15 protein-coding genes are annotated in these 13,340 nt (G+C 69.6%); all 15 read right to left on the bottom strand.

What is annotated here, in order from left to right; genetic code table 11:
• On the bottom strand, positions 1-732 hold a 732-nt coding region (locus ACR80S_RS08705), incomplete at its 3' end, for a sulfurtransferase (RefSeq protein ID WP_435403019.1).
• Positions 729-2,954, bottom strand: a complete 2,226-nt coding sequence (locus ACR80S_RS08700; RefSeq protein ID WP_435399793.1) for an ATP-dependent helicase — start codon at positions 2,952-2,954, stop codon at positions 729-731. The genes ACR80S_RS08700 and ACR80S_RS08705, both read right to left, overlap by 4 nt.
• Complete coding sequence (locus ACR80S_RS08695; RefSeq protein ID WP_435399794.1) at positions 2,951-3,508, bottom strand: DUF1285 domain-containing protein; 558 nt, start codon at positions 3,506-3,508, stop codon at positions 2,951-2,953. Before ACR80S_RS08695 ends, ACR80S_RS08700 begins: the two co-directional genes overlap by 4 nt.
• Positions 3,509-3,559: 51 nt before the next feature.
• Positions 3,560-4,408: a TatD family hydrolase gene (locus ACR80S_RS08690; protein ID WP_435403018.1), complete on the bottom strand. Its 849-nt coding sequence runs from the start codon at positions 4,406-4,408 to the stop codon at positions 3,560-3,562.
• Between the two features lie 143 nt (positions 4,409-4,551).
• Positions 4,552-4,887: a PilZ domain-containing protein gene (locus ACR80S_RS08685; RefSeq protein WP_435399796.1), complete on the bottom strand. Its 336-nt coding sequence runs from the start codon at positions 4,885-4,887 to the stop codon at positions 4,552-4,554.
• A 13-nt stretch (positions 4,888-4,900) separates the two neighbouring features.
• A complete protein-coding gene (locus tag ACR80S_RS08680; RefSeq protein ID WP_435399797.1) occupies positions 4,901-5,899 on the bottom strand; it encodes a DNA polymerase III subunit delta' in 999 nt (332 codons plus the stop codon).
• Positions 5,890-6,579, bottom strand: a complete 690-nt coding sequence (gene tmk / locus ACR80S_RS08675) for a dTMP kinase (protein WP_435399798.1) — start codon at positions 6,577-6,579, stop codon at positions 5,890-5,892. The genes ACR80S_RS08680 and tmk overlap by 10 nt, the downstream gene beginning before the upstream one ends.
• An 11-nt stretch (positions 6,580-6,590) precedes the next feature.
• A complete protein-coding gene (mltG, locus tag ACR80S_RS08670) occupies positions 6,591-7,595 on the bottom strand; it encodes an endolytic transglycosylase MltG (protein WP_435403017.1) in 1,005 nt (334 codons plus the stop codon).
• A 36-nt stretch (positions 7,596-7,631) separates the two neighbouring features.
• Entirely contained in the window at positions 7,632-8,444 is an 813-nt protein-coding gene (pabC, locus tag ACR80S_RS08665; protein WP_435403016.1) for an aminodeoxychorismate lyase, read from the bottom strand.
• Complete coding sequence (gene fabF, locus ACR80S_RS08660; RefSeq protein ID WP_435403015.1) at positions 8,441-9,679, bottom strand: beta-ketoacyl-ACP synthase II; 1,239 nt, start codon at positions 9,677-9,679, stop codon at positions 8,441-8,443. The genes pabC and fabF overlap by 4 nt, the downstream gene beginning before the upstream one ends.
• Before the next feature lie 197 nt (positions 9,680-9,876).
• Positions 9,877-10,110, bottom strand: coding sequence for an acyl carrier protein (gene acpP / locus ACR80S_RS08655; RefSeq protein ID WP_089710620.1), 234 nt, complete (start codon positions 10,108-10,110; stop codon positions 9,877-9,879).
• A 131-nt stretch (positions 10,111-10,241) separates the two neighbouring features.
• A complete protein-coding gene (gene fabG / locus ACR80S_RS08650; RefSeq protein ID WP_435399802.1) occupies positions 10,242-10,985 on the bottom strand; it encodes a 3-oxoacyl-ACP reductase FabG in 744 nt (247 codons plus the stop codon).
• Between the two features lie 30 nt (positions 10,986-11,015).
• Positions 11,016-11,984 (bottom strand): ACP S-malonyltransferase, encoded by a 969-nt coding sequence (gene fabD, locus ACR80S_RS08645; RefSeq protein ID WP_435403014.1) that lies wholly within the window; start codon positions 11,982-11,984, stop codon positions 11,016-11,018.
• 11 nt (positions 11,985-11,995) lie between these two features.
• Positions 11,996-13,105, bottom strand: coding sequence for a phosphate acyltransferase PlsX (gene plsX / locus ACR80S_RS08640; RefSeq protein WP_435403013.1), 1,110 nt, complete (start codon positions 13,103-13,105; stop codon positions 11,996-11,998).
• A 43-nt stretch (positions 13,106-13,148) separates the two neighbouring features.
• A complete protein-coding gene (gene rpmF, locus ACR80S_RS08635; protein WP_435399804.1) occupies positions 13,149-13,319 on the bottom strand; it encodes a 50S ribosomal protein L32 in 171 nt (56 codons plus the stop codon).
• Positions 13,320-13,340 lie beyond the last annotated feature (21 nt).

The raw sequence follows: 13,340 nt of genomic DNA, 5'->3' as shown, positions 1-13,340 counted from the left end.
GTAGGCCAGGATGGTGTGGCAGGCGGTGACGCCTGACCCACAATAGGCGATCACCTCTTCGGCCTCGGGCAGCTCGGCGGCGAGCTGCGCGGCCGGCTTGAAGCGGCCGTAGGGGGTGAGGTTGTCCATACTGGGCCGGCACACCGCGCCGGGGATATGCCCCGCCACCGGGTCGATGGGCTCGGCCTCGCCGCGGAAGCGTTCGCGGCTGCGCGCATCCACGAGCAGCGCGCTGCCCGATGACAGCTGGGCCACCTCCACCCACCGCTCGTCGTGGAACATCGGCACCCAGGAACTGGCATGGGGTGCGGCGCGATCGCCCTCGGAGAGCTCCTCGCCGGCACCCAGCCAGGCCTTGATGCCGCCGTCGAAGACGCGCACGTCGGGATGCCCGGCCCAACAGGCCAGCATCCACCAGGCTCGCGCCGCGGCCAGCTGACCCCCCATGTCGTCGTAGAGCACCACCGGTAACTCAGGGGCGATCCCCAGCCGCTGCAGGGTGGCGGTGAACGCCTCGCGGCTCGGCAGCGGATGGCGCCCGCCCTGCCCCGGCGGCCCTGCCAGGTTGCGATCCAGATCCAGGTGGTAGCTGCCGGGCAGGTGGGCCTCCCACCACAGGGAGTGGCCCGCATCGGCGTCACCCAGCCTGGCGCGGCAGTCGAGCAGCCGCGGTGGCAGGCGGCTGTCGAGGGCCTCGGCCAGTTCGGAAGCGGTGATCAGGGGGGCGCTCATGGGCGGTCTCCTTCCAGCAGTTCAATGGGCGCGCGGCGCGCGATCAGGCGCCGCCGACCGGCATGGCGAAAGCGCACCTCGATCACCGGGTTGTCCGGGTCGCCCTCCACCAGGTCGATCTCACCCTCACCAAAGACAGCATGGCGCAGCCGCTGCCCCACGTCTAAGACTCGATAGTTAGCGGCCCCCGCGGCCACACCCGAGTCCAGCGGCGCCAGCGGCAGCGGCGTGCCAAGCCTTGCCAGGTAGCGCTCCATCAGGGGCGGCCGCGACACTGCAAGCGGCGCCTCGTCCCTGCCGCCCTGCCGTTCCGGGTGCTCGCCATGCGTCTCGTTCAGCCGCTCGGCGACCCGCTGGCACTCCTCCCAAGCGCTCTCCACCAGGAAGCGGCTCGGCCGGTGGTCGCCGGCGTCGTGGAGCAGCAGCAGCCGTTCCCGCGCCCGGGTGATGGCCACGTAGAAGAGCCGACGCTCCTCCTCAAGGCGCTGGGCCGTCAGGGGGTTGTCTCGACTGTAATGCGGGAAGTCCTGCTCGTTGACCCCGGCCAGCGCCACCAGCGGCCACTCCAGGCCCTTGGCGCCGTGTACCGTGGTGATCAGCACGCCCTCCGCATCGCTCTGGACCGGCCGCTCCAGCAGTTCGATGAAGGCCTCCGGGTCGTTGCCGAGCTCGGCGGCCTGCTCCAGCAGCACGTCGAGCAGGCGCACGTCCTCCTCGCCCTTGTCGCGACGGGCCGCGGCGCGCTTGAGCACCTTCTCGGCCTCCACCGCCTCTACCACATGCTCGAGCAGCCTCGCCGGCGGCCAGGCCGAGCGTTTCGGCAGCTCGCAGAGCAGCGCCCAGCGCTTTCTGAGGGTGCGCTTCTGGTGGGGCTTGAGACCGGCGAGCAGGGGGTCGTGACGCTCCGGCCAGCGCTGGGTGTTGGCCAGCACATCGGCGAGATTCACCAGCCGCTCCCGGGCCACGAAGGGGGTGGGCTGGCTCAGCAGCAGGGCCAGGTGTCCGGGGTCGGCCAGCAGCGACGGCTCCCGGGCCAGGCGCAGGTAGCCGGCCAGGGCCTGCACCAGCGGCAGGCGAAAGACGAAGCGATCCTGCCGGGAGAGCCGGAAGGGAATGCCCTCGCGCAGCAGCGCTAGCTGCAGCGGCACCGAGAGCGACCAGCTGCGCACCAGCACGCAGGTCTCGTTGAGGCGCCTACCCTGGGCCTGCCAGGTGGCCAGCGCCTCGAGCAGGGCACGGCTGCCCTGGGCCTGGGCCAGGCGGGTCCGGGGGTTGCCGGGGGCGGCCAGGCAGAGCTGGTCGGGGCGGCGCCGGTTGGCCTCGATGGCGTGGTTGGCGGCCAGCGCCAGGGCGTGGCCGTGGCGGAATGTGGTGGAGAGCGGATAGTCGACGGCGGCACCGAAGGTCGCGGTGAAGCGTTCCAGCATGGTGTCCGGATGCGCGCCGCGCCATTCGTAGATGCACTGGTTGGCGTCGCCCACCGCCATCACATCGGCCCGGTCGCCGGCCAGCACCGCCAGCAGACGCTGCTGAGCGACGTTGATGTCCTGATACTCATCGATGATGACGTGATCGAGGAAGCCCCGGACGCGGCCGCGCAAGGCGTCGTCGGCCTCCAGGGCGCGCAGCGGGCGGTAGAGCAGGTCCGCATAGCCCATCAGGCCGTGGTCGGTGAGGAGCTCCTCGGCGTGATCGAAAGCCGCCACGAAGTGCTCGGTGGCCTCGCCGAAGTCGAGCCGGGCGTAGAGCTCCGCCGGCGGGACCATCTCGGCCTTCACCAGGGCGCAGAAGTGGGCAAGGGCCTCGAGGCGCTCGGCGTCCAGGGCCGCCTCCCCCGCCTCGGGGGCAGCCCCCAGGGCACGCTGGGTGGCCTGGCGCAGCAGCCGCTCGGCCTGCCAGTCGGCGGTTAGCAGCTGCCGAGGGACCAGCGCTCCCCAGCGGGTCAGGCTGGCGGTGAGGCGGTGGCCCAGGGAGTGAAAGGTGCGCACGTCGGGCAGCGGCTGCCCGACCGGCGCCATGGCGGCGAGCCGCGCCTGGAAATCCTCCCGGGCCGAGCGGTTGAACATCAGCACCAGGATCCGCGATGGCGGCACCCCCCGGGCCAGCAGGAGCAATACTCGGGCCACCATGGTGGTGGTCTTGCCGGAGCCCGCCACCGCGGCGACTCGGGCGTGTCCGGCGGCGTGCTCGACGACAGCCCGCTGTTCGTCGGTGAGCCTCACGCGGTCTCGCCGTCGTCCAGGCGCCCCAGGGGCTGCCAGACGCCGGCGCTGACCAGGCCCAGTTCCTCGCCGCCGCCGGGCAAGGCACGGTGCTCGGCCGCCTCCACCAGGCGGTAGTAGACGTTGCGCCCCAGTCGCGCGGCCAGACCGAAGCGCACCGGCACCTCAGGCACCGTCTCGCCGGTGGGGGTCTCGCTCAGCGACAGGCGGTGGTCCTCGCCCAGCGCCAGGCGATCGCCCACGTTGGTGGTCAACCACCAGGTGCCGTCCTCATCCGGGTCGGCATCCACCACCAGGAAGGGGCGATCCTCCACCCGGATGAGCTGCTTCTCGGCCGGGGTAACCAGGACGTAACGACCGTCTGCCTCGCGGCGCAGGATCGTGGAGAGCAGCCGCACCAGCCGCGGCCGGGCGATCGGGGTCCCCTCATGGATCCAGCGACCGTCGGCGACGATCACCAGGTCCATCTCGCCGGCATGTTTGGGGTGCCAGCGTTCCACCGGAGGAATCTCCCCCTCGGGATCGATATGGGCCAGCAGCGGGTCGAGGTTCATGTCGGCTCCCTTGTCTTGCCATGGTGTCTTGCGATGGCGTCACGGAATGGATCAGCCCAGCAGGCCGCCACCTTGAAGGGCCTCGCGCAGTTCGGCGGGGGCGTCGGGGGCCGCGGCGCGGAACAGGCGGTAGAAGTTGGCGGTGGTCTGCATGGCGACCTCCTCCACGCTGATGCCGCGCTCGGCGGCGATGCACTTGGCCACCTCCACCACCCAGGCCGGCTCGTTGGGTCTGCCGCGGTAGGGCACCGGGGCGAGGTAGGGGCTGTCGGTCTCGATCAGCAGCCGGTCCAACGGCACCCGGCGGGCCACTTCACGCAGCGCCTCGGCGTTGCGGAAGGTAACGATGCCCGAGAACGAGATGTAGAAGCCGTGGCGCACCGCCTCCCGGGCCATGTCGAGATCCTCGGTGAAGCAGTGCAGCACGCCGCCGACGGCCGGGTCGGTGTGCTCGCGGATCAGCGCCAGGGTCTCCTCGCGGGCCTCCCGGGTGTGGATGATCACCGGCAGCGCCAGCTCGGTGGCGGCGATCAACTGGCAGCGGAACCGCTCGCGCTGCACCTCGCGGGAGGGCACCTTGTCCGGCGACGTCTCGAGGTAATGATAGTCCAGGCCACACTCGCCGATGGCCACGGCGCCGAAGCGCTCCGCGGCCTCCTTGATCGCCTCGAGGCTCGGCTCCTCGGCGACGCTGTGCAGCGGGTGCACCCCGGCGGAGAGCACCACATCGTCATGCTCCCGGGCGATGGCGGCGATGCCGGGCAGTGCCTCGAGAGTCACGCCGATGGCCAGGAATTGCTTCACCCCGCGGGCCCGGGCGGCGTCCAGGGTGGCGGCGAGATCGCCGCCGTGGGTCGCGGGATCAAGGCGATCGAGATGGCAGTGGGAATCGACAAACATGGTGATACCGATAGCAGAACGGTGAGTGATGGAGGTGGGAGCGAACGTCGGTTCGCGAATGGCAAGGCCACTGGCGGCTTTTTCAGTCACCGCCTTCGCGCAGCTAGCGGCACTCCCACAGGCAGCCTGGGGCCTGCAACTCGCTAAAGCGTGTAAGTCGGCGCGCCCTTGTCGAGGTGGCCGGCGAGCAGGTTCTCGATGCGATCGCGCACCGCCTGGTCACCGGCGCTGAAGTGGATACCGACGCCGGGCATGCGGCGGCCGGTGACCCCTTCCGGGGAGACCCACACCACCTGGCCGGTGACCGGCGCCCGTTCGCTCTCTCCGGGCAGGGTGAGCAGCAGGTAGATCTCCTGGCCCAGTTCGTAACGCTCCCGGGTAGGCACGAATATGCCCCCCCGCTCGAGCATCGGCATGTAGGCCGACAGCAGGGTCTGCACATCCTGGATATTCAGCGACAGGGCCTTCTGGGCAGCCATGGCCTCTCCTCGTTCACGAGCGCAGCAGCGCGGACCAGCGCACCAACCAGGCTTCAAGCACCAGCTGGGGATTGGGATTGCCGCCCGCGGCCAGCAGGCGACGCTGTTCCCGGGCGTAGTCGAGCAGGCGGAACCAGTCGCGCACCCGGCCATTCTTCACCGCCTGACGGTAGAGGGGCAGCAGATCGGGGTTGCGAAGCTCTCCGGGTTCCCCCGAGAGCCCCAGGCGGATCAGGTCCTCCAGCCAGGCAATACCGTACCACAGGATCGCCTCCACCGACTGGCGATCCAGGCGAGCGGACTCGGCCACCGGCTCGGCGCCGCGCACCAGCGCCTCGAAGCTCTCGAGCAGCTGCTGGCGCAGCGCCCTGGACGCCGGCTCGGCCTGGACCAGGGCGGCCAGCGGCAGTCCGCCGGCCAGACCCAGCCAGAAGCGCGCCTCCTGCTCGTCACCCAGGCGCTCGGCCAGCCAGGGCAGGCAGGCCACCTCGTCGGGAACCGCCAGGCTCCAGTGCTGGCAGCGAGAGCGGATGGTGGGCAGCAGCCGCGAGGGGATGTCGGCGAGCAGCACGAACAGGGTGCGCTCCCCCGGCTCCTCCAGGCTCTTGAGCAGGGCGTTGGCGGCGGCCTGGTTCATGGCCTCCGCCGGGGCGATGAGGATCACCCGGTAGCCCCCCTGCTGGGGAGTCTGGGCCACGAAGGCGTTGACCTCGCGGATGACACCGATGCGGATCTGGCGCTTGCCCTCCTCCGGCTCCACCCGCAGCAGATCCGGATGATAGCCGGACGCCAGCATGCGGCAGCCGTGGCAGGCACCGCAGGCGCTCTCCCCCGGGGCGGCGCAGAGGGTGCGGGCGACCAGGGCATCGGCCAGGGAGTGCTTGCCGACGCCGCGCGGTCCCGAGATCAGCAAGGCATGGGGCAGCCGGTCAGCATCGGCCAGGCGCGTCAGCTCGGCGAAGCGTGGCCGCAGCCAGGGCAGCGGCTGGAGGGACTCGGACGCTACTGCCATGCCGACACCCGCTCGGCCAGGAGCGCCTCGATCTGCTCCCCCACCGCTGCCAGGGGGCGCGAGGCGTCCACCACGGCGATGCGCTCGGGGTCGGCGGCGGCGCGAGCCAGGTAGGCCTGGCGCACCGCCGAGAAGAACTCACCGCGCTCGCGCTCGAAGCGATCCGGCGCCCCGCCGCGCAGGGCCACACGCTCGCGGGCGGCCTCGATGGGCATGTCCAGCAGCAGGGTCAGGTCGGGGGCGAGGCCCCGCTGCACGAAGTGCTCCAGTTCGGCGATGCGCGCGGGGTCGATGCCCCGCCCGCCGCCCTGGTAGGCGAAGGTGGCGTCGGTGAAGCGGTCGCACACCACCCAGGCGCCGCGCGCCAGCGCCGGACGAATCACCCGCGCCAGGTGCTGGGCCCGGGCGGAGAAGACCAGCAGCAGCTCGGCGTCGTCATCCAGCGGCTCCTCGACGCTCGGGTCGAGGAGCATCGAGCGGATCGCCTCGGCGCGAGCCGTGCCGCCAGGCTCGCGGGTCTGCACCACCTCGAGGCCGCGGGCCTCGAGCCAGTCGACCAACCGGGCCAGGTTGGTGGACTTGCCGACTCCCTCGCCCCCCTCAAGGGTGATAAAGCGGCCATATCTCTCCGACCTATCCCCGGCGTCCCTCGCTGGCCGATCAGGGTCGTTATTGCTCATGCCTGCTCCCATCAGCGATTGCGGATATACCGGTTGACCGCATTGTTGTGCTCGCGCAGGGTCCGCGAGAAGTGGTGAGTGCCATCGCCCCGGGAGACGAAGTAGAGGGTCTCGCCGGGCAGCGGATTCACCGCGGCCTCGAGGGACGCCCGGCCGGGCATGGCGATGGGCGTGGGCGGCATGCCGTCGATCACGTAAGTGTTGTAGGGGGTCGCCTCGCGCAGGTCGGCGCGGGTGATGCGGCCCTCATAGCGCTCGCCCATGCCATAGATCACCGTGGGGTCGGTCTGCAGGCGCATCCCGGTCTCCATGCGGCGCTTGAAGACGCCGGCGATCTCGCGACGCTCCGCCGGTGCCCCGGTCTCACGCTCGATCAGCGAGGCCATGATCAGCGCCTCGTAGGGGGTGTCGATGGTCAGGTCGTCGGCACGCACCTCCCAGACTTCCTCTAGGATACCCTCCATGCGGGTGAGCGCCTGGCGCAGGATCTCCACGTCACTCACCCCCTTGTGGTAGCGATAGGTGTCGGGGAAGAACCAGCCCTCGGGGAACACGCCCTCGCGGTCGAGCAGCGCCATCACCTCCTCGTCGGAGAGGCCCGCGGTGCGGTTCTCCAGCTTGGGGGCAGCGTCGAGCAGCTCGCGCATCTGGTGGAAGGTCCAGCCCTCGGGGATGGTCAGCGGGTAGGTGACCACCCGGTCGCTGCCGAGCAGCATCACCAACTCGCGCCCGCTCATGCCGGGCTCCAGCATGTATTCGCCGGCGCGCAGGCTCGGCACGCTTTGCGGCTCCAGGCGGGTCAGCAGGCGGAAGGCCCAGTCGTCGGCGATGACCCCGCGCTGCGCCAGGTCGGCCACCACGCGGTTGTAGCCGGCGCCGCGGGGCACCTCATAGAGGGTCGGCTCGCTCACGGTGATGGGGGCCTCGAGGCGAGACTCCCAGTAGCGGTAGCCGCCGAACAGGGCGGCGCCGGCCAGGAGGGCCAGCACCAGCAGAATTTTCAGCACACGCAGCATCGGCGTCCTCGCGGTCTCATCTCGGGTCGGGTCACGTCAGATCGGGTCAGGAACGGGGTAGCCCAGCAGGCGATGGGCCTCGGCCTGAAGGTCTCGGTGAATGCGCGTGAGCGACCAGCGCTGCCGCTCGATGCCAACGTCATCATCGAGGCGCACCACCGGCCAGACCCCCTGCACCGAGTTGCCCAGCCACACCGCCTCGGCCTGATCCAGCGCCTGGGGCCCGGCATCGACCTCGGCAATGGGCAGGCGTTCTTTCAAGGCCTCACGCAGGGTGCCCGCCACGCCGCAGCGGTCGAGCCGCGGCGTCTCCAGGCGACCCTCGCGCTGCCAGAAGAGATTCATGGCGGTGGCTTCCACCAGCCGGCCATCGCTGTCGCAGAGCAGTCCCTCGGCCACCGCCTCGTCGTCCCATTCGGCCCGCGCCATCACGTTCTCCAGGCGATTGAGGTGCTTGAGGCCAGCCAGCGCGGGCTGTATACCCAGCCGCAGGCGGCAGAAGCGAACCCTTACGCCCTGCTGCCAGCGCGTCTCGGCCGGGGCGAAGACGGCGAGCTGCCAGCGCAGCCGCGCCTGGGGGGAGACCGGCGGCCGGTAGCCTCGCCCTCCGCTGCCGCGGGTCAGCATCAGCTTGAGCACCTCGAGCCCGGTGCCGGCCTTTGCCAGGGGGGCTGCCAGCTCACGTCCGGGAGGCATGGGAATGCCCAGCGCATGGCAGCCGCGGGCCAGGCGCGCCAGGTGCTCGTCCCACAGCAGCGGTCGGCCGTCGCGCAGCAGCATGGTCTCGAACAGGCCGTCCCCATAGGCGGCTCCGCGATCGTCCAGCGGCCAGGCGCCCTCGCCCCTCACACCCGGGAAAAGACCAGGGTGCCGTTGGTGCCGCCGAAACCGAAAGAGTTCGACAGCGCCACATCGATCTTCATCTCCCGGGCGGTGTGCGGCACGTAGTCGAGCACACAGCCTTCCTGGGGGTTGTCCAGGTTGATGGTAGGAGGCGCCACCTGGTCGCGGATCGCCAAAATGGAGAACACCGCTTCCACGGCACCGGCGGCGCCCAGCAGGTGACCGATCATCGACTTGGTGGAGCTGACCGCCACGGACTTCGCCGCCGCCCCCATCACCTTCTCCACCGCGCGGCTCTCGGCGAGATCGCCGGCCGAGGTGGAGGTGCCGTGGGCGTTGATGTAATCGATGGCCGAGGGGTTGAGGCCAGCATCGCGGACGGCGTTGCTCATGGAGAGCGCCGCCCCGCTGCCGTCCTCGGGCGGGGCCGTCATGTGGTAGGCGTCGTCGCTCATGCCGAAGCCGGTCAGCTCGGCGTAGATGGTCGCGCCGCGAGCCTTGGCATGCTCGTAGGCCTCCAGCACCAGGACCCCGGCGCCGTCGGAGAGCACGAAGCCGTCGCGGTCGCGGTCCCAGGGGCGGCTGGCCGCCTCGGGGTCATCGTTACGGGTAGAGAGCGCCCGCGCCGCGGAGAAGCCGCCCAGGCCCAGGGGGGTCGTGGCCATCTCGGCGCCACCGCAGACCATCACGTCGGCATCGCCGTAGGCGATGGTGCGGGCGCTGTAGCCGATATTGTGAGTGCCGGTGGTGCAGGCGGTGGTGATGGCGATGTTGGGACCGCGGAAACCATGCAGGATGGCCAGGTTGCCCGAGATCATGTTGATGATCGAGCCGGGCACGAAGAAGGGCGAGATGCGGCGCGGTCCGCTCTTCAACATGGCGCTGTGATTGTGCTCGATCATCGGCAGGCCGCCGATACCGGAACCGATGGCCACGCCGATCCGGCCGGCGTTCTCATCGGTGCACTCGATCCCCGAGTCCGCGATGGCCTGCCCTCCGGCGGCCACGCCATACTGGATGAAGAGGTCCATCTTGCGGGCTTCCTTCGGGTTCAGGTAGGGACTGATATCGAAGTCCTTGACCGAGCCACCGAAGCGTGTGTTGAATCCGCTGGCATCGAAGTGCTCGATGGGGGTAATGCCGCTCTTGCCGGCCTTGATGTTGGACCAGCTCTCCTCGACGCTATTCCCCACCGGCGTGACCAGTCCCAGACCGGTCACCACAACCCTTCTACGTGCCATCAGTGTTCCTCCAGACATCCAATATGACAGGCCTCCCCCAGGGGAAGCCGTCCGCTGCGGGCATTATAACGAGTCTCCCCGCCCCGCGCTGCCCTGACAAGCCCTGCGGCACCCTGCCACGAAAAAGCCGCCTCGCTGGGCGGCTTTTTTCCGAGGAACCAGGTCCCCGCGTCAGGCGGCATCGACCGCCACCAGGCTTACTGGTGGGAGTTGACGTAGTCGATGGCTTCCTGAACGGTGGTGATCTTCTCTGCTTCTTCGTCCGGGATCTCGGTATCGAACTCTTCCTCGAGCGCCATGACCAGCTCGACGGTATCCAGGGAATCGGCACCCAGGTCCTCGGTGAAGGAGGAGCTGTTCTGGATGTCCTCTTCCTTGACGTTCAGGCGCTCGGCCACAACCTTCTTCACGCGCTCTTCGATGGTGCTCATTATGACGTACTCCAGTCGTTCAAATTGGCCGTCCAGATGACCAGCCGTTGGGGTTCCAGATCCGCAGACGAAAGCTGCGAAGTAGTTTATAGACGCCCCGGGGCCGGCGCAACCGCCGTCCCTGCAGGGTCTCAACGCATGTTCATGCCGCCGTTGACGTGCAGTGTCTCGCCGGTGATGTAGCTCGCCGTCTCGCCGGTGAGGAAGCCCACCGCCGCGGCGATCTCCTCGGGTTGACCCAGACGCGCCAGGGGAATCTGGCCCAGCAGCATCTTGTGCTGCTCCTCGGGCAGCGCCTCGGTCATCTCGGTGGCGATGAAGCCCGGAGCCACCGAATTGACGGTGATGGCGCGAGAGGCGACCTCGCGCGCCAGTGCACGGGTGAAGCCCTCCATGCCCGCCTTGGCGGCAGCATAGTTGGTCTGGCCCATGTTGCCCATGGTGGCGACTACCGAACTGATGTTGACGATGCGACCGAAGCGGGCCCGGGTCATGCCGCGCAGGCACGCCTTGCTGACGCGATAGACCGACGTGAGGTTGGTGTCGACGACGTCATCCCACTCCTCTTCCTTCATGCGCATCAGCAGGTTGTCGCGGGTGATGCCGGCGTTGTTGACCAGGATAGTCGGCGCGCCGAACTCCTCGGTAACCGCCTTGACCAGGGCATCCACGCTGGCCGGGTCGGTGACATCGAGCCTGCGCCCCGCGCCCTGGATGCCCTGGGCCTTGAGGTCGGCGTCGATCTTCTCGGCGCCGGCGTCGCTGGTGGCGGTGCCGATCACGATGCGCCCCTGACGGCCCAACTCATGGGCGATGGCGCGGCCGATACCGCGGCTGGCACCGGTGATAAAGGCAACTCTCGTTTCGGTTGTCATGGTGATCTCGCCTTTGTCCTGAGGAATGGATCAGCCGTTGGCCGCGTTGCCGTTGGCTACGCTGCGGGCCAGTTCCAGGGCCGCCTCAAGGCTGTCCGGATCATTGACCGCCAGCCCCTTGCTGCCGCGGGCGATACGCTTGCCCAGACCGGTGAGCACCTTACCCGGACCGCACTCGATGAACACCTCGGCACCGCCCTCGACCATGGCCTCGACGCAGGAGGTCCAGCGCACGGGGCGATAGAGCTGTTCAATCAGACGGGTACGCAGGGTCTGTGTGTCCGCGTGGGCCTGGGCGTCGACGTTCTGGAACACGGTATAGCGCGGCGAACGCAGCTCGATCACATCCATGGCCTCGGCCAGGCGCTCGGCGGCGGGCGACATCAGTGCGCAGTGTGACGGCACCGACACCGGCAGGGGCATGGCCCGCTTGGCGCCGGCCGCCTGGCAGGCGGCAATGGCACGCTCCACGGCGGCCTGACCGCCGGCGATCACCACCTGGCCGGGCGCATTATAATTGACCGCAGCGACCACCTCACCCTGGGCGGCCTCGGCACAGGCCTGCTCAACGACGGCATCGTCGAGACCCAGGATCGCCGCCATGGCGCCCTCGCCCACCGGCACCGCGGCCTGCATCGCGTCACCGCGCAGGCGCACCAGCTTCACGCCTTCGGCAAAGGACATCACGCCGGCACACACCATGGCGCTGTACTCGCCGAGACTGTGGCCGGCCATGGCGCCGGGGCGCGGCCCCTCCAGTTCCTGCCAGACCCGCCAGATGGCGACGCTGGCGGTGAGCAGTGCCGGCTGAGTGCAGGCGGTGGCGTTGAGCGCGTCCGCCGGACCTTCCTGGACCACCTGCCAGAGGTCATAGCCCAGCGCGTCGGAGGCCTCCTCGAAGGAGGTGCGCACCACGCTGTAGCGTTCCGCCAGCTCCCGCAGCATGCCGATCTGCTGGGAACCCTGCCCGGGGAACACGAGGGCGAGGGATTGAGTCATCATGTTCACCTTTACTCTTGTTGGCTGTCATCCTCACCGGGAAGGCCCGGTGCGAGGAGATCGGGATCGCTGGCGACTCGACCGGCCCTGCCGACCGACTCGCCAACGCCCCGCCTCGGCGCCAGACCGACCGCCAGGCAGCGCGGCAAATCGTGACGCACCTCCTGTACCGCCCGCAACACCGCATAGCGGAAGCCGGCAGCGTCGGCACCGCCGTGACTCTTCACCACGATGCCGGCCAGGCCCAGCAGGCTGGCGCCATTGTAGCGCACCGGGTCGAGCTCGCCCTTCAGGCGTCGCAGCGCCGGCCGCGCCAGTGCCCCCACCAGGCGGCTGCTCAAGTGGGCCTCGAAGGTGGCCTGAACCCGCGCCACCAGCATTCGTGCCAGGCCTTCGCTGGCCTTGAGCACGGCGTTGCCGACGAAGCCGTCGCACACCACCACGTCCACCCGACCCGCGAAGATACCGTCGCCCTCCACGTAGCCGCGATAGTCGAGCTGCTCCATGGCGCGCAGCCGTGCATCCGCCTCGCGAACACTGGCCGTGCCCTTGGTGCCCTCCACCCCGACGTTGAGCAGCGCCACCCGGGGCGCCGCGATCCCGTCCACGTGACGCGCCATCAGCTCGCCCATCAGGGCGAAATCGACCAGCCGCTCGGCGGAGGCCTCGACATTGGCACCCAGGTCGAGCAGGTAGCAACGTCCCTGGCTGCGCGTCGGCATCGCGGTGCTGATCGCCGGACGCGGAATACCGGCCACGGTGCCCAGCGCCTGTCGTCCCAGGGCCACCAGCGCCCCGGTATTGCCGGCGCTGACCCCGGCCGCCGCCTCACCGGCCGCCACGGCGGCCAGCATCCTGGCCATGCTGCTGGCCTGGCCGTGACGCAGCGCGTCGGCAGGACGCTGCCCCGGGGCGATCACCTCGGCGGCATCCACAACCTCCAGACGCGAACCAGCCGCGACGAGACGCCGCGGCAGGCAGAAGATCTCACCCTCCAGCTGGCGTCGGGGGCCAAACAGCCGGATCTCGAGACGAGGGTCGTGCAGAGCCGCGCTGGCCGCCCCCCGCACGGTGGCACGGGGACCGAGATCGCCGCCCATCGCGTCGATGGCGATCCGCACAGGGAGTCAGCGGCCAGACGTTACCGAAGGAAGCGTCGCCGTCTCAGGCGTCGACGACCTTGCGGCCACGATAGAAACCGTCCGGAGAGACGTGGTGGCGCAGATGAGTGGTGCCGGTCTCCTGGTCCTGGGACAGGGCCGGGGCGGTCAGGGCGTCGTGACTGCGACGCATGCCGCGCTTGGAACGGGTCTTGCGGTTCTTTTGAACTGCCATGGGATGTCACTCCAGAGTGAA

Source organism: Halomonas salsilacus, assembly GCF_051216275.1.
Lineage (GTDB): Bacteria > Pseudomonadota > Gammaproteobacteria > Pseudomonadales > Halomonadaceae > Halomonas.
The sequence above is the reverse complement of the archived record's forward strand: the minus strand, read 5'-3'. Positions and strand labels throughout refer to the sequence as shown.

Bases quoted from the DNA above. Each gene is read 5' to 3' on its own strand.
- ACR80S_RS08695 (WP_435399794.1), bottom strand. From the start codon at position 3,508: ATGAACCTCGACCCGCTGCTGGCCCATATCGATCCCGAGGGGGAGATT.
- ACR80S_RS08690 (WP_435403018.1), bottom strand. From the start codon at position 4,408: ATGTTTGTCGATTCCCACTGCCATCTCGATCGCCTTGATCCCGCGACC.
- ACR80S_RS08685 (WP_435399796.1), bottom strand. From the start codon at position 4,887: ATGGCTGCCCAGAAGGCCCTGTCGCTGAATATCCAGGATGTGCAGACC.
- ACR80S_RS08680 (WP_435399797.1), bottom strand. From the start codon at position 5,899: ATGGCAGTAGCGTCCGAGTCCCTCCAGCCGCTGCCCTGGCTGCGGCCA.
- tmk (WP_435399798.1), bottom strand. From the start codon at position 6,579: ATGAGCAATAACGACCCTGATCGGCCAGCGAGGGACGCCGGGGATAGG.
- mltG (WP_435403017.1), bottom strand. From the start codon at position 7,595: ATGCTGCGTGTGCTGAAAATTCTGCTGGTGCTGGCCCTCCTGGCCGGC.
- fabF (WP_435403015.1), bottom strand. From the start codon at position 9,679: ATGGCACGTAGAAGGGTTGTGGTGACCGGTCTGGGACTGGTCACGCCG.
- acpP (WP_089710620.1), bottom strand. From the start codon at position 10,110: ATGAGCACCATCGAAGAGCGCGTGAAGAAGGTTGTGGCCGAGCGCCTG.
- fabG (WP_435399802.1), bottom strand. From the start codon at position 10,985: ATGACAACCGAAACGAGAGTTGCCTTTATCACCGGTGCCAGCCGCGGT.
- fabD (WP_435403014.1), bottom strand. From the start codon at position 11,984: ATGACTCAATCCCTCGCCCTCGTGTTCCCCGGGCAGGGTTCCCAGCAG.
- rpmF (WP_435399804.1), bottom strand. From the start codon at position 13,319: ATGGCAGTTCAAAAGAACCGCAAGACCCGTTCCAAGCGCGGCATGCGT.